This window comes from Aureitalea sp. L0-47, from assembly GCF_026126405.1.
GTDB lineage: Bacteria > Bacteroidota > Bacteroidia > Flavobacteriales > Flavobacteriaceae > Pukyongia.
In genome coordinates this window covers 25,302-46,092 of sequence record NZ_JAFMTQ010000017.1, presented here as the reverse complement: position 1 = coordinate 46,092, position 20,791 = coordinate 25,302, and the positions used below count along the sequence as shown (strand labels likewise).

The 20,791-nt window shown below is 45.9% G+C and carries 16 protein-coding genes; 8 read left to right on the top strand and 8 right to left on the bottom strand.

Features of this window, described 5'->3' with window-relative positions:
* The first annotated feature begins 9 nt into the window (after positions 1–9).
* From J1N09_RS13835 to J1N09_RS13825, 3 genes are read left to right on the top strand one after another with little or no spacing between them, the layout of a single operon-like run.
* Positions 10–393, top strand: coding sequence for a VOC family protein (locus tag J1N09_RS13835; protein ID WP_265200833.1), 384 nt, complete (start codon positions 10–12; stop codon positions 391–393).
* Positions 390–869: a CYTH domain-containing protein gene (locus J1N09_RS13830; protein WP_265200832.1), complete on the top strand. Its 480-nt coding sequence runs from the start codon at positions 390–392 to the stop codon at positions 867–869. Before J1N09_RS13835 ends, J1N09_RS13830 begins: the two co-directional genes overlap by 4 nt.
* Entirely contained in the window at positions 859–1,404 is a 546-nt protein-coding gene (locus J1N09_RS13825) for a YciI family protein (protein WP_265200831.1), read from the top strand. Before J1N09_RS13830 ends, J1N09_RS13825 begins: the two co-directional genes overlap by 11 nt.
* On the opposite strand, the gene J1N09_RS13820 is transcribed toward J1N09_RS13825, so the two are convergent.
* From J1N09_RS13820 to J1N09_RS13795, 6 genes are all read right to left on the bottom strand, one after another.
* A complete protein-coding gene (locus J1N09_RS13820; protein WP_265200830.1) occupies positions 1,401–2,096 on the bottom strand; it encodes a copper homeostasis protein CutC in 696 nt (231 codons plus the stop codon). The two genes, J1N09_RS13825 and J1N09_RS13820, sit on opposite strands and share 4 nt — an antisense overlap.
* Positions 2,093–4,408, bottom strand: coding sequence for a beta-N-acetylhexosaminidase (locus J1N09_RS13815; protein ID WP_265200829.1), 2,316 nt, complete (start codon positions 4,406–4,408; stop codon positions 2,093–2,095). Before J1N09_RS13815 ends, J1N09_RS13820 begins: the two co-directional genes overlap by 4 nt.
* A 44-nt stretch (positions 4,409–4,452) precedes the next feature.
* Positions 4,453–6,822: a penicillin-binding protein 1C gene (pbpC, locus tag J1N09_RS13810; protein WP_265200828.1), complete on the bottom strand. Its 2,370-nt coding sequence runs from the start codon at positions 6,820–6,822 to the stop codon at positions 4,453–4,455.
* Positions 6,823–12,378 (bottom strand): alpha-2-macroglobulin family protein, encoded by a 5,556-nt coding sequence (locus J1N09_RS13805; RefSeq protein WP_265200827.1) that lies wholly within the window; start codon positions 12,376–12,378, stop codon positions 6,823–6,825. It abuts the gene before it with no gap.
* Positions 12,379–12,576: 198 nt separating this feature from the next.
* Positions 12,577–12,879, bottom strand: a complete 303-nt coding sequence (locus J1N09_RS13800; RefSeq protein ID WP_265200826.1) for an antibiotic biosynthesis monooxygenase family protein — start codon at positions 12,877–12,879, stop codon at positions 12,577–12,579.
* A gap of 1 nt (position 12,880) precedes the next feature.
* The gene (locus J1N09_RS13795; protein ID WP_265200825.1) at positions 12,881–13,942 is read right to left on the bottom strand and encodes an isoaspartyl peptidase/L-asparaginase family protein; all 1,062 of its coding nucleotides are present in this window, start codon (positions 13,940–13,942) and stop codon (positions 12,881–12,883) included.
* A gap of 204 nt (positions 13,943–14,146) precedes the next feature.
* On the opposite strand from J1N09_RS13795, the gene J1N09_RS13790 reads away from it, so the two are divergent.
* The 5 genes from J1N09_RS13790 to J1N09_RS13770 all read left to right on the top strand — a co-directional run bounded on the left by J1N09_RS13790 (position 14,147) and on the right by J1N09_RS13770 (position 18,966).
* Positions 14,147–14,650 carry a CAP domain-containing protein gene (locus J1N09_RS13790; RefSeq protein WP_265200824.1) on the top strand — a complete coding sequence of 168 codons (504 nt, stop codon included), beginning with the start codon at positions 14,147–14,149 and terminating at the stop codon, positions 14,648–14,650.
* A gap of 64 nt (positions 14,651–14,714) precedes the next feature.
* Positions 14,715–15,254 carry a 3-hydroxyanthranilate 3,4-dioxygenase gene (locus tag J1N09_RS13785; RefSeq protein ID WP_265200823.1) on the top strand — a complete coding sequence of 180 codons (540 nt, stop codon included), beginning with the start codon at positions 14,715–14,717 and terminating at the stop codon, positions 15,252–15,254.
* Complete coding sequence (locus tag J1N09_RS13780) at positions 15,254–15,856, top strand: pyridoxal 5'-phosphate synthase (RefSeq protein WP_265200822.1); 603 nt, start codon at positions 15,254–15,256, stop codon at positions 15,854–15,856. The genes J1N09_RS13785 and J1N09_RS13780 overlap by 1 nt, the downstream gene beginning before the upstream one ends.
* A 90-nt stretch (positions 15,857–15,946) precedes the next feature.
* Positions 15,947–17,500, top strand: coding sequence for an aldehyde dehydrogenase family protein (locus J1N09_RS13775; protein WP_265200820.1), 1,554 nt, complete (start codon positions 15,947–15,949; stop codon positions 17,498–17,500).
* Positions 17,501–17,580: 80 nt separating this feature from the next.
* Positions 17,581–18,966, top strand: a complete 1,386-nt coding sequence (locus J1N09_RS13770; RefSeq protein ID WP_265200818.1) for an MGH1-like glycoside hydrolase domain-containing protein — start codon at positions 17,581–17,583, stop codon at positions 18,964–18,966.
* On the opposite strand, the gene J1N09_RS13765 is transcribed toward J1N09_RS13770, so the two are convergent.
* Together J1N09_RS13765 and J1N09_RS13760 are read right to left on the bottom strand one after the other, a co-directional pair.
* The gene (locus J1N09_RS13765) at positions 18,963–19,688 is read right to left on the bottom strand and encodes a metallophosphoesterase family protein (protein WP_265200817.1); all 726 of its coding nucleotides are present in this window, start codon (positions 19,686–19,688) and stop codon (positions 18,963–18,965) included. The genes J1N09_RS13770 and J1N09_RS13765 overlap by 4 nt on opposite strands.
* Entirely contained in the window at positions 19,685–20,791 is a 1,107-nt protein-coding gene (locus J1N09_RS13760; RefSeq protein WP_265200816.1) for a DNA helicase PriA, read from the bottom strand. Before J1N09_RS13760 ends, J1N09_RS13765 begins: the two co-directional genes overlap by 4 nt.

Here is a 20,791-nt window from a genome sequence, read left to right as displayed (position 1 = left end):
CAGTATAAAATGAATCTCAACCAAATTACCATACCTTCAAAGAATGTCCCCAGGGCAATTGAGTTCTACGAAAAACTCGGACTCAGACTAATTGTACATACGCACGATCGCTATGCACGGTTCGAACTACCCGATGGTGATGCGACTTTTTCGATCCACGAAGTGGATGAACTTCCTGAAGGTAATGGTGTAATCGTGTATTTTGAGGTGGATGATGTGAAAAAGACAGTGACCGAATTAAAAGAAAAAGGGTTTGAATTCGATACGGATATTGAGGAACAATCCTGGTTATGGACCGAAGCACGACTTCGTGACCCCGATGGGAATCAATTGATTATTTTTAATGCCGGAAGGAACAGAAAATATCCACCCTGGAGAAAAGAAGGCGTATGATCGAGATCGAACGTAAATTTTTAGTGAAATCAATGGCTTATCGGGAAGAGTGTTCTTCAAAGACCACCATGGTACAGGGGTTTCTGAACACAGACCCTGAACGGACGGTACGGATAAGAATTCACGGGGAGATTGGATATATAACCGTAAAAGGAATATCAAACGATTCCGGCACCACACGATTTGAATGGGAAGACGAGCTTAATTTGTCCGATGCCAAGGCATTGCTGAAGATCTGTGAACCCGGCATCATCGAAAAGACACGATACGAAGTTGTGATTGGTGATCACACCTACGAAATAGATGAATTTCACGGTGAAAACGAAGGCCTGGTAATGGCGGAGATAGAATTGGAAAGTGAGAATGAGGACTTTCCAAAACCCAAATGGTTGGGAACGGAGGTCACCGGGGACGTACGATATTATAATTCGAATCTGGCAAAACAACCTTTTAAATATTGGAAAGATGAAGCGTAGCACGTTATTAATTCTATTCTTAGTTGCGATTAATTTGGTGGCCTGTAAGGAAGAACATCACGGTGATAAAGAGGGTCATGAACTACATCAAAAAGAGGTTGACCACAACGGCCATGACGATGACGAGCTTCACAAGCACGAAACCAAATCGGTTGCTAAGCAAAAGAAAGAGTTAACGGACGCGGGGTTCCAGATATTCGATTATATAGATTCTAAAACGGGTGACACTATCCTCATGCAGCAGTATTTTATTGCATTTTTAAAGCGGGGCTCTGTACGATCCCAGGATTCGATAGAAGCAGCTAAGTTACAAGAGGCACACTTGAAGCATCTGGGTGAAATGTATGAAAAGGGATACGCGGATATTTCAGGCCCCTTCGGAGATGATGGTGACATCCGCGGGATAACGATCTACAATGTTCCCACCTTGGAAATGGCCGATAGCCTCGCAAATATGGACCCTTCGGTAAAAGCTGGACGTTTGGAGATCGAAGTCCATCCCTGGTGGGCGGCAAAAGGGTTTCCTCTACGCTAACGAACTATCGTGATCACCTTTTTTATTATTTCTGAATCTGACACCCCTTCAACACCTGTCTCAAACATTGAGTTAATTGCTATTCCCTTTTTTATTGCTGAAAGGTGAATGCTCTGAAAACCGGCAACTTTAAAAAGTTGGGCATTGGTTTCGTTTATTCCAGCTCCCGGCATGATCTCTATCCTACCAGCCGAATGTTCCTGGAGCTGTTTCAGTAAAGGAATTCCATCCGCCGCATTCAATTCCAGGCCGGAGCTTAAAAGGCGATCCACACCAAGTGCTATCAATGAGTTTAATGCTGAAATGGGATCTGCTACTTCATCGAAGGCCCTGTGAAAAGTAAATTCCATACCTTCCGAAGCCTTGACCAAATGTTTTGTTCGTTCGAAGTCGATCTCGTTTTCCTGCGTTAGCACGCCACTCACCACGCCTGCACAATTGAGTTCGCGGCAGAATTCGATCGTATCCAGCATTTCATGAAATTCGACTTCAGAATAAACAAAATTCCCTTTCCTGGGACGTACCAGAACATTTATGGGGATATCTAATTCTGTGGTCACTTTTTGAATTGATTCTCTGGAGGGGGTGAGTCCGCCAACACCGAGATCCGTGCACAATTCAATGCGATCTGCACCACATTCCTGGGCGATCCTGGCACTTTCGAAATTAGACGCACATATCTCTACTATCATTCTATGATGATTTCATCAATAAACGTCCAGGCCTTGTTTCCGGCGCCTTGCGCACCCTCTGGGATAGTTCCGTAGTTTGGGATACGAATTTTCAATTCGCCCAAGCTGTAATCCGCAAGATGTGAAAGGTCAATGTGTGCCCTTAAAAAATTCTCAGATGCATCCCGCTCTAACCTGTTTGTCGTTACAAACATTTGTCCATCCTTCAAGGTTCCTGAAACGGACATAATTTTTGGGGCATAGATCCACTGACCAGGAGCGTGGTAGAATCGGGTCCTGATCCCGGAAATTTCCAGGGAGTCACCCAGATCGATCTCGATCTCCAAGTCCTCTCCCCAAAACCCTAACCATTCACTATCCCCATATCGAGTATCACTTCCTGAAATGCCGTTGATCAAAGCCTCTCTTCCACCTGCTGAATAGGAGGGATTAGGTTCTTTATTGATTGAAATTTTACCGTTAATTCCTTTGTGAAACATGATCTTCTGTTTGAAGGTATCGCTCAGCTTTTTGTTTTCCTTAAATACCAAAGCTTCAATTTCCGAATCTTCTCGAATTTCTAATGGAGTTTCATAATCGAGCCATTCACTGCCATTCAAACGATACCGAATCTCTTTCCCCTGCGTTGGTGTTTGCAGCTGAAATTTCACACCACTTTCTTCCTTCAGCACTTTCCCATCTATGGTGTATAAATGATTGGCGTAATTGACACCTAAAACATCAAGCCTGGAATGAAACCATTCAACGCGATTCACAAACTCCCGATAGTCGTTGTCAAAATCATTTGTGGGCCCGTTCCACACCACTTCACTCATGGCGAGCATACGAGGGAAGATCATATACTCCAATTGTTGCTCGGTTTTCATGTATTCCGTCCAGACATTTCCCTGGGCACCCAGAACATATTTGGCTTCTTCAGCATTTAGTTCCGAAGGAATAGGATTAAAGCCGTATACCTTTTCCAAAGGAAGGAATCCCCCAATGGCCAATGGTTCGTTTGGGTTGTCACTTTGATAGTAATCGAAATAGGCATGGGAAGTAGGCGTCATGATCACATTATGTCCCGCCTTCGCCGCTTCGATACCACCTTGCACTCCTCGCCACGACATTACCGTTGCATTAGGAGCTAGGCCACCCTCCAGTATCTCATCCCATCCGATCATCTTTTTGCCTTTACTGTTCAGGAAGGTTTCGATCTCTTTTATGAACCAACTCTGCAGCTCATGTTCGTCGGCCAGGCCTAACTCGCGGATCAGTTTCTGACAATGATTGCACTCTTTCCAGCGTGTTTTGGGTGCTTCATCTCCTCCTATATGAACGTACTCTCCGGGGAACAATTCGATCACTTCAGACAGCACGCCCTTCAGAAAGGCGAAGGTCTTTTGGTTCGGACAGTAGATATCTTCAAATACGCCCCATTTGGTGGCTACGGGGATCTGCTCACCCGTACATCCAAGCTCGGGATAAGCGCTGATGGCCGCCTGTGCATGACCGGGCATTTCGATCTCAGGGACAATCGTGATATGATGCTTTCTCGCATGTTCAACGATCTCGCGAATGTCCTCTTTGGTGTAGAATCCTCCGTATCGCTCACCATCAAAATGCTGTGGTTGATCGTTGTAATGTCCCACCAGGGTCTCATTGCGATAGGCAGCGTGAGAAGTGAGTCTGGGAAACTGCTCTATCTCGATTCGCCACCCCTGGTCTTCGGTGAGGTGCCAGTGGAAATAATTCATCTTAAGCATGGCCAAATGGGAGATGTATTCCTTAACGAATTCCTTCGGAAAGAAATGCCGGGCTACATCCAGGTGCATGCCGCGGTAGGCGAATTCAGGTGCATCCCGGATAGTGATTACTGGAATTTGGATAGACTCTTTTCCGAAGGAATTGATCCGTTCCATTTCCGGAGGTAACAGTTGCCTCAAACTTTGAACCGCATAGAATGCTCCTGCGGCTTCAGATGCTTGAATCCTTATTTGTTTTTCAGAAACGGTGAGTTCATATCCTTCCGGAGGTATTGAGTCTGTCATTTCGATCACAATCTCTGCCGAAGACGCTTTGCTATCTTCTAATGGAAGCCCGGCTCCATTCTGTACATAGTTCCGAAGGAAATCCACGGAACTTCGAAATTCATCCGGTGCGTGGATCGCAGTGCTGCCGTCAAGTTCAAAATATCCTTCACCTAATTCCAGAGAAGATGGTTTCGGGATGATGGTGGGAGCTACTTCGGAGACTGATTCGGGTGTATCCGAACAGGAAAAATTCAGAAATAAAAGAAATCCTATAGCGAGAGAAAACAGTGGTCGGTTCATACAATCGTAATCTACGCCCTAAGTTACTAAATAATTGTAGCGATTCAGGTGGTGGGTTTGGTGATGACGAGCCGTTGTTTGAGTTGATTTCCCTCCTGGTCCACAACCGTGAGCATATATTCCCCCGGAACAGGTTGTACCGCAATTTCGTGGAAGATTTCGGTAACACCAATGAAGCTCTCATCGAGGTACCAGTAGAGTTTACTGTCTTCGTTTCTATGGGCCACTTTAAAGATGATATCATTGATATTCTCATCGAAGTCCTTTGCCAGTAAAATCGCTTCATTTGGCTTCGGATAAATGAACTCCATCAGTTGTTCCCCGTCCCTTAAGCAGTCGTTTCTGAACGGCGGCAAGGGAACGTACTCCGGGTGTTTTTTAGAATAGTAGTATTCTATAGTAGGAGGAAGCACAAATCGTTGCTGCTGTTTCATTTCCGCCAGGGAATAGCAGGAAGAGTTAACCTGGAAGGTTTCGCTGGCGTCCAGGAAGACCCTCTGGTGATAGGTACATGGAGTAGTCCTTATGCCTTTGACAGGGATAAATTCAGTAACAATATCATCGCAATGAACTCCAGCCAGGTGACCACTCGTTGCGCAGAGTTCCGCTTCGGTGAGCTCGTCGTAAGGAATGTCGAACCAACGACTTTTCGGCAGGACATCCAGCACACTGAACAAAGCGGGAGCTGCTGCCTGTATTCCTGTGAGTCCGGGCCTTCCTTCCCCATCGGCATTTCCTACCCACACCCCAATAGCGTATTTGGGAGTAACTCCAACTGCCCAGGCATCTTTGAAACCAAAACTTGTCCCCGTCTTCCAGGCGATAGGTTGTGAATTGCTGAAAAAACTCCAGTTTTCCTCCCCAGCTGGCCGGTTCACTTGTTGTAAAGCATCCAGGGTCTTAAAGATGGCTCCAGCATCAAACACTATAGGATCTTGTTCTCTTTTGTTTGGAGTTGGGTTTTTACCGTTGACCATTAGGGGTGATCTCAAGCTATTTTGGTTGTATTCGCTGGAGGTTCGATTGAAATAATTCAGTGTAGCAGCCATACCGGCATAGGCATTGGTCACTTCCCAAAGAGAACTCTCCGCACCACCGAGAATCAGGGAAAGTCCGTATTGACTCGAAGGTTTGTCGATTCCTTTGAAATCGAGTTCTTTCAAACGCTTGTGGAATCGTTCGAGTCCGTAAGAACGCAACATTCGAACAGCCGGGATATTCAGTGAGCGTGATAGTGCCACACTTGCGGGAACCGCCCCGTTGAACTCTCCATCGAAATTTTCCGGATTGTAGCCGTTTATAACCGTAGGGACATCAGCAACAAGGGTGTTGGGCAATAACTCTCCGCTGTTCAGCATGGAAGCGAAGAGGAAAGGCTTTAATACACTTCCTGTACTGCGACTCTTGTTGATAATATCAACATATTTATTGTTTTCTGAAGTTGTTGGAGCGTTGCCAACATAACCAAGCACCTCGCGAGTGTCTACATCCAAAACAAGTACGGCCATATTGTGGATGCCGTTTTGCTTTAATTCGAAGTGATGGCGGCTCACGATTCGATTTAATTTATTCTGAAGTTCATAGGAAATAGTACTCACTTTTCGCTCACCCGGATACTCTTTTTTCAATCTTTCGGTAAGGTGAAACGCGATGTCGGGAAGAGGATAGGGTTTCCCCGGGAGTGCTTCTGCCAGTGCCAGTTCATAAGTAGTTTCATCAATTATGCCTTTATCCAGCAATTTCTTCAGTAAGCTGTCTCGTTTTTGTTTCAGAATTGCTTCGTTCTTGCCAGGGAAGATCAAGGAAGGGGCGTTCGGGAGAATAGCAAGGGCGGCCGACTGTCCCCAGCTCAGTTCCGAAGAAGGCAAACCGAAATATCTCCAGGAAGCTGTTTCCAATCCCACTACATTCCCTCCGAAAGGAGCATGCGAAGCATAAAGACTCAGGATTTCCTCTTTAGAAAATCCCGCTTCAAGTCGGGTAGCCATAACGATCTCTATCCCTTTCTCGAAGTAGGTTCGTTTTTTGTTCTTTCGTGAAAGTCGGATCACCTGCTGAGTAAGCGTACTTCCACCCCGACGTTTATCCGTGGTGAGATTCTGCCATAGGGCCTTTCCCATAGAAACCGGATTGAACCCTGGATGGGAATAAAAATATTCATCTTCGAAATGAAGAATACACTGTTCAAAACGGCTGGGGACGGAATCCATTTCAGGGAATCGCCACTGGCTATCTTCGGCTATTCGAGCGCCCAGCATGATCCCTTCCCTGCTTTCAACCACGGTAGAAGTAGGATCTTTAAACAATTCCGAAGGCAAACAAAACAACCATAACAGGAAAAGCACCACAAGCGCTACTAATTTGCGCTTATGGCGTTTCACCTTCTGAATAATATGCTGTGTCCCCAGGGTCATCTACTGTTCTACAGTTACCCACTGGCCCTTGTTTCGGGCGTAATAGGTGTTGTCGTACATTGCCTCAACCTGTGTGCCTGGCAGATAGTAATTACCAAGGTAAGAAGCATTCACTTTAACGGTAAAGGTCTTGGTGGATCGCCGTTTCAGATCGAAATAATAATTCACCCTGTCATCCCGAATATCCGTATATCGCGCCGAACCGGAAGCACCGCCTCCAAGTTCTGTGAAGCTGGTATTCAAGATCTCCCACCCACTTGGCAGTATTTGCGTAAGTGCCAGGTTGTCCACGTAATCATTGGAAGTGTTGGTAACAGCTATCTTCAGGTTGATCTCCGTGGTTTGTCTCAATTGTGAAACATCCATGGTCTTTCCTTCTCCATCGAGGTACTGGGTTTTAACCGCGAGATTCCTCTGCTCTGCCAGTTCTTCTCCCAGTGGTAATTTACCTTGTTGGGATACGGAAACGTAGATCACGTTTCCTTTCTTATTCGTAATGTTCAAACTATTGGATCCCATACGAACATCAAGGTCCCTTTCAGCCATGGCGCGATCGGATTTCACGTCAAAGGCGTTACCATTCATAGTATAAGCGACGTCGATGTCCTTCCCTCCATTCTTAGAGATCATTTTCGACAAGGACAGTAATGCATAGGCTGTTTCCTGTGTGCTGTACCACTTGGAGGACGAGAGTCCTTTTGCCAGTGAAACGGATAACTGTCGTCGACGATCGTCACCGAGTTCGATCATAGTTTCCAGGGCCATGGCCTGGTTCCTGAACACCGAGCCATAAGTGTAATAATTGTAGCGCTCCGACTTAAAGTTGATATTAGCCGATTTTGCGATATCCTCCGCAACCTTTGTTTTACCTGCCAGGGCGTAGGCTGCTGCCAGTCGCCATTTGGCATCGTTACTGAGGCGTCCGGATTCGCGCAAACGGTTCATGGCTGCCAGTTCTGGCTGACCTGCAAGCGCCAGGGTAAATAATCGATAGGCCTGTGTGAGACTGGAATTATAGGAAGTACTGTTACTTCTCCATTGTCTCGCGGCATTCTTCTGGTAGCGCAACCAGTTGTCCAGGAATGTGATCGGCAGGGCATAGCCCTTTTTCTTGGCCTCCAGCATAAAATGACCGGCGTAGTTGGTTCCCCAAACATTGATCTCAGATTCACCCGGCCAGTAACTAAGTCCGCCACTCGCGCGTTGGAAATTATTCAACCTTTTGATCGCAGCTTTTACGTTGCTCTCCATCTTCTGTTTCTTGTCGTAGGTTAGATCGAAAATATCTGCTAGGTATAACTGCGGAAAAGCTCCCGAAGTGGTTTGTTCGATACAACCGTGAGGATAATGGATCAAATACCCCATTCGCTTGTTGAAGTCCATTGGTGGTAGTGTTGAAAATTCAATGGCAGCTGAATTGGTGCCAGCCACACCGTAAGTGTCGAAATTAATCGACTGGGCCTGGTTTGGATCTAAGGTATAGAGCCGTGCTCGCTGGGAGATCGGATTCGGATTTTCAACATCGATCTCAACATTGTAAGTCGCTTTTTCTCCATTTCCTGAAGCCGTTACCTCTATGGTTTGAAATTCTGAAGCAGGCAGGACCTCGAACTCAAAGTTCACTATCTGTTCGCCTATTTCAGGGAATGAGACCTGTTTAGAAGTACCGTTCAATGGTTTTAGAGCATCACCGGTTTTCACAGTGATCGTTGCGTTCTTAACCTTCTTCTCCATGGCGAATACGGTGACTGGGAGCGTCACTTTTTCACCAGGCGAAAGCTTTCTGGGAAGCGATGCGAGAACCATCAACGGTTTTCTAACCGGAGTAGTTACCTCGTTCTTGCCGTAGGCACCTTTTGAATTATCTCCCGCAACGATCATAGTGCGTACAGAACCTACATAATTCGGCATGGTAATATCGTGTTTGGCGGTCTTGCCTTTTTTAAGGGTAAACGGGCCTAAGAATTTTACCACGGGCTTAAATCGGTCTGCTTTTCGATTTTTTGCCCCCGCGGCATCATCGCCACCACCCACGGCATAAATATTATCCACACTTCCTGAATACGCCCCGATGATATAATCGTAAATATCGAAGGTTTTTACACCCAGCGCTTCCCGAGTGTAGAACGCTTTATGGATCTCGGGAGTTTTAAATCGAGTAAGATCCAGCAATCCTTCATCCACCATGGCTATGGTATAGGTCATGGCTTTGTTGTTTTCTTCGGAAACTTCTACTGTGAAGGTTTCTTCCGGTTTCAGCACCTTAGGCATATCGAGCATAGGCTCCAGTTTTGTAGCCGGGTCTTCAACCAGCATCGGGATCACTCCGTAGAGTCGGATGGGCAGATCATTTTTGGTTTGCTCATGAGGCTGAAGCAGTGAAATGTTCACGAAAACGTTCGGCGTCATTTCCTTGGTAAGTTCTACGGTTGCAACCGTTTCGCCTTTCTTTGTATCGATCCATTGAGTGGAGAGCACTTCCGTTCCGCTTTCCACACTGATCAGGGCTTTGCCTTCGCTGCCTGATGGGAAAGTGATTTTTGCCTTGTCACCTACCAGGTAGGATTCCTTATCGGAAGAAAAGATCAACATTTTGGCACTTTCGGAATCACCATCAACCGGCTGTCGCCACCAATTTCGGTAGAAGTAAGTGACCGTTCCCGTGGCGTGACCCGAAGCCTTGTCCATTACCCGTATGAGATATCGCCCTCTTTCCTCTTCAGGAATGGTGAGGTCAAAATTCCCTTTTCCATTATTCCCTGTGGTTATGGTAAAATTTTGAACCGGACGATGCACCCTCGCATTCTCATAGCGCGATAAGTTGTCCCTTCCGCGACTCCACCACCAGCGCCATTCGATCTTAAAGACCTGCACCTCCAGTTTACGGTTTCCTGCCGCATTACCCTGTGCATCCACAGATGCTACGTTAAAAGTTGTCTTTTCATTGGTATAATAGGAACCGTAACGATGCGGTTCCGGAGATCGCAGCCCTGCAAAATGTGAATAAGGTGATAATTGTTTCGTGAACACATCGATGGAAAAGTCACCACCCCCCTCAAACACCTTGGTGAGGAATGTCGCGTTCAGCATTCCCGGGGCTTTTTTGCTGATATTGAATTTTTCAGAAAACGTCACTTTTCCGTTTTCAGATAATTGTGTGCTGAGTACCGGGACCTCAACTTCATCAAACCGTCGCACCGGGTCGTTGAAGGTGTATCCTTTGAATTTCTCAAAGGCCGTAGAAGTAGATCGCAAAGTGGCGTCCATCTCTATCTTCATGTTTCTCGCCGGAGCGCCATGCAGCCACATGGCTTCGGCACTGCCACTCACCGCCTTGCTTGCGTCCAGGATCTCGTCGTCGAAATCGAGCTTGATCTTTAACCGGTTGGGTTTAACGGTGGCCACCCTCAATGTTTTACTGAAATTCACACCACCAACATTTACACTTGCATTCCAGTTTCCTGTGGGTGCGGAAGCATCTGTCGCCAGCGGAAAATAGTAGAAGTTCTCTTCGGAAATTCCACTTGATAGTGAGGCTCCGTTCAGCACTCTTCTTTCTACTAATTTGCCTCTTGCATCCTTCAGCTGAAGGGTTACAGGATGGTCTTTCGGAAGTGGATTCGACAGGTCGTTCAGTACAAAAGTAAGATGGATGCTATCACCGGGTCTGTGAACCCCCCTTTCAGTATAAATAAACCCCTTTAATCCTTTCTGAAGTTCTTTTCCGGACACATCGAAATTACTAAGTGACAATGCGTTTCCATCATCCAGTTTCACATAGGCGTAATTCGAACCTTTTTGTGCAACGGCAAAGGCTATGTTCTTTTCGCTATCGTACACGGTAAGACCTTCTCCGTCGGTAGTTGTCGTATGTATCATTTGCTGCTGGAAATTGTACAATTTGATCTTCACCGAAGGTTCCGGCTGTGAGGTGATCAAATTCGAAGTAGCAAAATGATATGCCCGGTTCTTGCTTTTTTTCGCGATCAGTCCAAGATCGCTACCCATTACATTCAATGTCACGTTGCGGTCTTCGTTATAGTAGGCGGCGTGACAGGGGTTGTCGCGTTCGCTCCAGTTGTAGGTAAAGGTGCGCCAACGATAGATCTCATTGTCCCAGTATCGTTCCTCGCGTTCCGCTTCGTCCAGGTCGGAAGCATCCGCGTACTCCACGTAATCGTCCTCCGGGTTTCCTTCTTCAGAACCGGAACAGTCGTAGAGTGCATTTTCCTTCTTGAAACTAAATTCCACCTGGTAGAGGGCGCCCGGATCGGCCTGAAAAAATTCAGAGAGATTAATAGCATGCGCTTTCCACAAGCCATCGGCTGGAATACCTTCTTCTACTAGTGAAATGGTCTTGGTGGCAACTCTTCGGCCCACTCTTCGGATGTTGTAGTTACTCGTGTTATTTAGGTTGGAAGTTTGCAGGAACTGAAGCATATTATCTTCAAAGATCTTGACCACCCGAATGTCTACCGACTTCAGATTCACCGCTTCAAAATAAAGGGGAGTAGAGGCCGCATTGGGGAGTATTACGCCTGAAGAAAGCAAACGAACAGCCGGCTTGAGTTGTTCGAAGGAGATCAGTTCTGAGAATTCGGTCTTAAGTCGGAAGCCATCCACATTCTTGATCCCGTTAAATAATGTGACTCGTGAGGTGCCCGTTAGCCGTGTGTTCGGATAAACAGTTAGCACATTTCCATCGGTTTCAAATCGAAGGTCAGAGGCATTCTCGATGGTGACAAGGCCGGCGAAATCCTGGTTTGGTTCCAGAGGATCGGAAAAATTAAAAGTGAGCGACGCCTGTGGGGAATGACTGCTTTTCACGTCAACTACCTTAAAATTGTTTTGCCCCGGGATAGCGAAAGTGTTGGAGCCTTTGGACTCCGCTGCGATGGCTTTACCGTCCCATTCGATAAGAATCTCCGTGTCGTCTACTTTTCGTTGGATACTATCGATAACAAAATCGTAGAATTTAGAGTTGTCTATCCCGTCGGACCACTTAAGGGGTAGAGACTTTCCACCCTGACTTACCGTTATGAGCTTCTGAACCTGGTCATGGGTAATCAAATCGGCTGAGGTTATGGTTCCGGAGACGTATTGCCATTCTTTGCTGTACGACTGAAGATTCCCGAGATCCACTTTGAAATTCGGGGTAATTGTCTTGAAAGCGAAGGTATAGTTTCGGAATTCCTTGTCGATGTCGCTATAGAGATCGGCCAGTTTAACCGTGACCGAATATTCGGTATCGGGTTTCAGGAATTCGTCGGGATCAAAGATAAGCGTGGTGCTATTCTCAATAGATAGTTTTCCTTTGGTGGCTGGGACGATCTTCAGAAATTTTGAGTCGATCTCCTCGGTGACCTCGTATTGTTCAAGAGGCTGGGCCAGTTCGATACGGATGGATTCCGCGATACTTTGGTTTCCGTAGGAATGATGAGAAATGTAATCTTTAAACTTAAAAAGGTTGTCGGTTTGGGCGGTTTCGGATTTGTCCTTACAGGCAGAAAAGAGGACAACTACAGCCAGGATACCTAGGCGAAGCAGTGATTTCATAGGTGATGGTTTTACTAATTAAAGGTACGATAAAAGGGTGGTAGCACAAAGGCGGTCTCGTCAGCAAACTGGGAAATATCTCAATTCGTTGATAACGTAAATTCGTCTGCTGGGTGGGTAAGGGTTGCCTTTAAAACGAGCTGCTTTGTTGTCTTGGTATACTGAATTTTAACATTTATCAGAAGTTTAACAAAAAGGCTATGTTCCTCTTCGAAACTCATACTCGCGTTCTATCTTGCAGATACGCGTTTTATACCATTGATACCAGCGATTACGGCCTGTAGATTGTGCTTCCAAATGATCTATGTTTTCCTTCCAGTTTTTAATGTCTTCAAGGCTTTCCCAATAGCTGATGGATATCCCCAGTCCGTCCCTGGCGCTTTCGAAGCCCAGGTAACCGGGTTGCTGTTTGGCGAGTTCTTCCATTTTTGTTGCCATCTCGGTATACCCTTCCGTGTCCTCCGAAAGTTCATTGGTAAAAATGACGGCGTAATAGGACATCTTATTCGTTTTTGTAGATTCCAATGCTTAGTTCCCCATCTGCGTTCATGTGGGCTCGGTACATTCCCGCTGTGTTGAATTCCATGGCGACATTTCCGTCCTTATCGATGGCAACAATTCCCCCATCACCTCCCAGGTCCGGTACTTTTTTCTGAATTACTTCTGAAGCAGCCTCCTGTAGGCTAACTCCTTTGTACTCCATCATGGCGGAAATATCATGCGCTACCATCGCCCGGATGAAATACTCTCCCCATCCTGTTGAAGATACCGCGCAGGTAGTGTTGTTGGCGTAGGTGCCTGCACCGATGATAGGGGCATCTCCAATTCGGTTCCACCGTTTGTTGGTCATCCCGCCAGTTGAAGTTCCCGCAGCCAGGTTGCCATTCTTGTCCAGGGCGGCACAACCTACCGTTCCGAATTTCGAATCTTTTATAAAGGGATCCTCAAAAGTAGCCGATACCTGTCGATCCTTTTCAATTTTCTTAATCCTCTGAAGCGACTGGAATCGACGTTCGGTATAGAAATAAGAAGGTTCTACTAGTTCGATACCCCTTTCTTCAGCAAAGGATTCGGCACCCTTTCCCGCAAGCATAACGTGGGGAGAATTGTCCATGACTTCAACAGCGAGGTCGATAGGGTTTCTTACCCGGGTAACCCCCGCTACCGCACCGGCGTTCAGGGTAGCACCGTCCATCACCGAAGCGTCCATTTCGTTGGTTTCATCGTGTGTAAAAACAGATCCTTTTCCAGCATTGAAAAGCGGTGAGTCCTCCATGACATTGATCGTCCTCGTCACGGCTTCCATAGCTGTACCACCGTTTACTAGAATTTCATGGCCCACTCGAATGGCTTCCTCCAGTTTTTGCTTGTAGGCCGTTTCCATAGAATCAGACATATTTTTCTTTAGGATGGTTCCTGCTCCTCCATGGATCACGATCCCGAAAGTTGGTGCTGCTTCAGCCACATTTTCGGAAGAAGTGCTGTCATTTTCAGTGGTTTTTGGGTTGTTTTCACAGCTAAATAGCAGGGAAACAAGACTTAGGAGAATAAAAATTCTGGACATCGACTCTTTTTTATATTGAGTTCCGAATATACCAAAAAAGGCCCTGTTTTCCGAAGGTGAGATTGAATTTTCAGTCATTTAAATCTTACACAGAGCGTGCATTTCATCGATAAAGTGCATAAAAAATACGCTGAAATACATTTTTAATGATTTTTTTTCTATATTTGACGAAGCATCATGCCCCAAATTTGATGCCCCCCGCTTATGAAACTTGTAAAAACCAGCCTACTGGCTATGGTATTATTTGCTACCGTAGTCTCATGCTCCAAAGACGAATCTGTCGTTGTTGAAGAAGCCAATTACACTATTGATCTTAACCTTGCCATGGAAACCGATTGGGAGTTGGCCGATGCCGTTCTCGACCTGGTGAACCAACACCGTGCAACGCTCGATTTGCCGGCAATCAAAAGAGATCAGACGTATGCTTCAGCCTATGCTGTGGAACACACCCAGTATATGATTGAAAAGTCACGCCTGAGTCACGATAACTTCGGTGTGCGTTCGCAAGCTCTGAAAGACAGAGGTGCGAAGATCGTTGGTGAGAACGTAGCCTACGGTTACGAAACCGCCGAGGATGTGGTTCATGCCTGGCTAAACAGTCCCGGACACAGAAAGATCATTGAAGGATTGTTTACTCATTCCGGTTTTGGGATCATCGCTAACGAACGTGGGGATTTTTACTTCACCCAGCTGTTCTATAGAAAATAACATTACTTTTTTTATAAGTTAAGCAATTGCCGTACTTTTATGTTTGCACATATAAAGTACGGCAATGGCTATTCCAAAACCTTTCAATTTAAATCAATGGGTAGAACAGAACAGAGACCTGTTGAAACCTCCTGTGGGGAATAAGAACCTTTACAAAGAGTCCGACGACTATATCGTAATGATAGTTGCCGGTCCGAATGCAAGAAAGGACTACCACTACAACGAAACGGAGGAACTTTTCTACCAGTTAGAAGGGAATATTGAGGTCATCATTCAGGAAGATGGTGAACGCAAAGTCATGCCATTAGGCCCTGGAGATATGTACCTTCATCCGGCTAAAGTTCCGCATTCTCCGAACCGCAGCGAGGGATCCATAGGTTTGGTTGTTGAGCGAAAACGAGACGACATGGATGCCAAGGACGGTCTGCTGTGGTTCTGTGACAACTGCAATAACAAACTTCACGAAGTCTATTTTCCACTTCACGACATCGAGAAGGATTTTCTGAAGCATTTTAAAGAATTCTATGGTTCTGAAGATATGCGAACCTGTAATAATTGCGGTCATGTGATGGAAGCCGATCCAAGGTTTGTGAGCGAGGACTGATGAAGGATTTAGAACCGGAAGAGCAGCCACACCCATTTTTGGTTTTTACCCATTGGTTTCACGAGTACAGTTCAAAATCAAATAGCAAATTCACCGGAGCCTGCGTCTTATCGACTGTGGGTGAGGATGGCTTACCCAATGCACGTAACATTTCAATAAAAGGACTCGAATACCCCTACCTTATATTTGGTTCTCCCACTAGTTCTCTAAAAGCAAAGGAGATTGATGCAAATAAAAATGTAGCACTCACATTCTGGTGGGAAGAATCCATGAGGCAAGTGAGAATTCAAGGCGTTGTTTCGAAAGCAAATGATGAAACCTCCAACTTCCTCTTCCAGGACAGACGTAAGGAGGCTCAGGTGGTAAGCTTAATAAGTGAACAGGGGGCTGAACTTTTATCCTGGGAGATGCTGGAAGGGAGATATCGAATTATGCTCGAGGATATGAAGGATAAAGAAATCCAAAGGCCAGAGCATTGGAGTGGTTTTCAGATTGAACCCTTTCGCTACGAATTCATGGAGTTCAGGAAAACAAGGTTGCATTTCCGTAAAGTATTCAGCAAGAAAAATGATGGATGGGAAATGAAAATGATCCAACCCTGATCTCTAGACGAAAGCCCTGAATATCATTTCTATTTCCGAAGGGATTACGTACCTTCGCAGTATTAAATTCAGCATAAAAAATTATACAATATGATAACTGCAGCAACTTCCTTCGGAATTGAAGAAGCCCTTGAGAAATTAGGTGTTCAGGAGGTAAATTACGGCACCTCCACAGGCTCGAATTGGATGCCGGGCGAAGAGACCATTGCTTCCTATTCTCCAGTAGACGGAAAGCTTATTGGGAAGGTCACAACGACCACCAAAGATGAATACGAACAGATGATGAAAACGGCTTTGGAGGCCTTTAAATCCTGGCGTGTTATGCCGGCACCTCAGCGAGGGGAGATCGTTCGCCAGTTTGGCGAAGAACTTCGTCGTTTAAAAGAACCACTTGGTAAATTGGTTTCCTATGAAATGGGTAAAAGTTACCAGGAGGGACTTGGCGAGGTACAGGAAATGATAGACATCTGTGATTTCGCAGTGGGTCTTTCGCGTCAGTTGCACGGATTTACCATGCACAGTGAGCGACCCGGACACAGAATGTATGAACAATATCACCCGCTGGGAGTTGTAGGTATCATTTCTGCCTTTAACTTCCCTGTAGCTGTTTGGAGCTGGAACACAGCTCTTGCCTGGATATGTGGAGATGTTTGTGTTTGGAAACCTTCGGAAAAAGCGCCGCTATGCGGAATTGCCTGTCAGAAGATAGCAGCAAAAGTCTTTGCAGATAACAACCTGCCTGAAGGTATTTCTTGTCTGATCAATGGAGATTACAAAGTAGGGGAATACATGACCACCGACAAGCGAGTTCCTCTTATTTCTGCAACGGGATCCACCCGTATGGGTAAGATTGTTGCGAAAACTGTTGGTGAACGACTCGGGAAGTCATTGCTAGAACTTGGTGGAAACAATGCCATCATCGTAACTCCCGATGCCGATATCAAAATGACGGTGATCGGAGCGGTATTTGGCGCGGTAGGAACCTGCGGACAACGCTGTACTTCTACACGAAGATTGATCATCCATGAAAGTGTATACGACAAAGTAAAAGACGCTGTAGTGGCTGCCTACGGACAACTCAGAATTGGAAATCCACTGGATGAGAATAACCACGTTGGCCCACTTATCGATAAAGATGCTGTTGCCATGTATCAGGACGCATTGAAGAGGGTAGTTGAAGAAGGTGGAAACCTGGTTGTTGAAGGTGGTGTACTTGAAGGAGAAGGATACGAAAGCGGATGTTATGTGAAGCCAGCGATTGCTGAAGCGGATAATACTTACGAGATCGTACAACACGAAACTTTTGCGCCAATTTTATACTTACTGAAATACTCCGGGGATGTTGAAAATGCGATCGACATCCAGAATGGAGTGGTGCAAGGTCTTTCTTCAGCTATTATGACGAATAACCTGAGGGAAGCCGAACGTTTCCTCAGCCATGCCGGAAGTGATTGTGGTATCGCGAACGTAAATATCGGTACGAGTGGAGCCGAGATTGGTGGTGCCTTCGGAGGTGAAAAGGAAACCGGTGGCGGACGTGAAAGCGGAAGTGATGCCTGGAAGATCTACATGAGACGCCAGACGAATACCATCAATTACACTACTGAATTACCTCTTGCTCAGGGGATCAAATTCGATCTGTAATTGCATCTACATAGATAAGAAACCGCCTCATTCGAGGCGGTTTTTATTTTATTGGTATCTTGCTTTAAAACCGCTTGCTTATGAAACGAAGAGACTTTGCCAAAAATCTCTCAATCGCCGGGGGAGTGATTGGGCTGGGAATGCTTTCAGCCTGCGAACAGCAAACCGAGGACCCTTCCGAAGAAACAAATAACACAAATAAGAGTACAGTTTCCAAGGAACTGGCAGACACCATGTATGCCAAAGCCCTGGAAATTACCAAATCCAAGGTGAGAGGCGGCGTTGCAGAACCCTTTTTCAAAAAACCGTTTATAGATGCGGCCTTCTCCCCGAATATTTTTCTCTGGGACACCTGTTTTATGTGCTGCTTTGCAAAGTATCACCTTAGCGAACTCCCGGTCTACCAGGCACTCGATAATTTCTACGAGCAAATGGAGGAAGATGGTTATATCTGTCGCGAATACAGGCAGGATGGTCGCCCACTCTGGTCTAAAGATCACCCGGTTTCCATCAATCCACCACTTCTGGCCTTTGCGGAATGGGAGATATACAAGGTTTCAAAGGATATGCTCCGACTCAAAAAGGTATATCCAATACTGAAAAAGAACTTCGAGTTCCATGTGAAAACCTATATGATGGAGGACAACCTTTTCTACGGAGATACCCTTGGAATGGGAATGGATAATATCCCTCGCGCACCCCGCGATTGGGAGCCTCAAGAAGGTAACGGAATGACCCATCATGAACTTGGAGAAAAGCTAGGTAGAATGAATGTCTCAGGGGAAGAAAGATTAAATGCATTTATTGCAGAGTACGTTGAGACGAAGCAGGGAGTATGGAACAAACAAGCGAGATTGGTTGATTTCTCTTGCCAGATGGCGATGTATGCGGTTCAGCTAAAAGAAATGGCAACCCTTACCGGTAATGAAGCTGATGTTTCACAATACGAAGATATTCACGCTCGAATTAAAAAAGCGGTTAACGATAAATGCTGGAACGACAAGGATAAATTTTACTACGACCTCGGTTTCGATAAGCAAGTACCGCGCAGGCATATTGGAATGTACTGGGCATTGCTTGGAAAAGTAGTTCCCAAAGATCGATTGAAATCCTTCCTTGAACACCTTCGTAATCCGGATGAGTTCTACCGAAAAACACCACTTCCTGCATTATCCGCAGCCGATCCAGACTATGTTGGCTGGGGTGATTACTGGCTGGGAGGCGTATGGGCACCCACAGCTTATATGGTGTTAAGAGGACTATCCGAATACGGAGAAGATGAACTCGCCAAGGACCTGGCTGGTAAGATCTACCGAAATGTGGCCACTGTTTTTGAAGCTACCGGCACCTTCTGGGAGAATTATGCCCCGGACCTGGTTTCCTATGGAATGCCGGCAAAGAAAGATTTTTGCGGGTGGACGGCGCTAATTCCTATCGCGGTTTACAAAGAATATATCGAAGCTTAATTCCGGCCTTTTTCATCGGGGTATAGCGTCCACACCGGATCGCTTTGCCAGAATTCTTTGCTGTCCGCATCTATGATAGAAAGCAGCCCTTTGAAAGCAGCCCCCGTATCCACATTCCACACATTGGCTTTTTGTTGGGGAGTGATTTCTCCAATCCGGGTAACCGGCGTATGTCCAATGTAGATCTCACGGAATAGCGTTAATCGCCTTGGATAAAACGGATTATCCGATGATATATCAGGATCTAAACTACAAGCCATTTCCCAGAGCGTTCTATCCCAGTATACCATATTCGGATAATACTCGTGTTGCGGACCATGCATATTGGTAAAACCGGCATGCAGGAACAACCTGTTCTCTTTGTCTATATGGTAGTACTCCAGGGCTTCGTAGAAAGCGATGTGTTTCTCTATTTCTTCTTCGGAAAGCTTTGCATAACTGTCCTTGGATGCCTGACCTCCGTGTGCCAGCCACATGGCTCGGTCATCTCCTTTTTTCAGAAAATTATACACCAGTTCATCGTGATTTCCCCTAAGGAAAACACAGGAATAGGATTCGGAAAAATTCATCAGGAACCGAATGGTTTCAGCATTTTCACTCCAGCCATCTACATAATCTCCTACGAAGATCACCTTATCATTTGAAGAAACCTGCGCCCGCTCCAGGACCTGTTCTAAAGCTCTTAACCCTCCGTGTATGTCTCCAACCACTAATGTCCTCATCCCTGGTTGGTGAAATAAATGATAGCCGCCAACACGGCAAGGATGGTTAAAACAAAGAAGAAAATCTTCCAGAACGAATACGGCCGCTGACCGGATAAGACACCGGATTGACCGTTTACGAAGAAGTTATAGCGTTTACCATTGTACCTGTAAGCAGAAATATAAACCGGTAACAGAATGTGCTTAAAGGTCTCATCACTTAACTTCATATCGATTGAGCTAACGCGTTGCGTATCCCCTCCAATGTCCCGTCGGGCCCAGCGATCGGCTATGCGCTCTGCTTCCTTGGTCGCGTCCAGGTGCCCGTCTTTCAACGAAATGGTATACTTTTCAGTAACAAAACCAGCAAGGTAACTGCTGTCGAAGGGTACTAATTTGCCAAGATCCCAGCGTGCAACTTTCCTGGGTATTTTCCCGGATTGCTGTTTGGATGCTTTGATCAGTGTATCATCGATAAAGCCCGAGATACTTCCACTAGCCGGAGTCCAACGAGTTCTTCTTTCCTGTCGCATTTTTGTAACGTTCTTACCATTCACGACTGTGGTATACGGAACACTTACGTAGTAATAATCGCCTCGCTGACCTGTATAGGTAGCAAACAACTGTGCGTCGAAGGTCCAGTATGGTGAATAAAGACCTTTGGTATTCTGGGGATCCAGGCTTGCCTTTTTCAGTTTATTCGGGGCCCACCACAATTTTTTTACCCATTTCTGAAATATCTGATGCGCCTTTCCCTGGTCGATCTGGAAGGGTAATACTGCACCTGGCAGTATCCATTCTTCCTTCTGAGCGTCCTCGATGATCAAAGGAGAATTGCAATACACACAATGAAGTGATTTGTAGTTTTCCTCTATGTGCTGGTTGGCTCCACAACTCTTACATTGAAGCATGAGTATGGACTGGCTATGCGAATGATGGCCCAGAGAATCGAGGTAGGTATTCAGCTCGAGTTCTTCGAAACCAAGTTCATTTTCAGGGATGTCCTGGGAATGACCGCAGTATTCACATTTTAGTTCTGTGGTTCCGGGCGCATACAGCAATTCCGCCCCGCAGTTGACGCAGGATTTCTTTAACTCGGCTTTTTTCTCAGGTGCTTGCTGCAT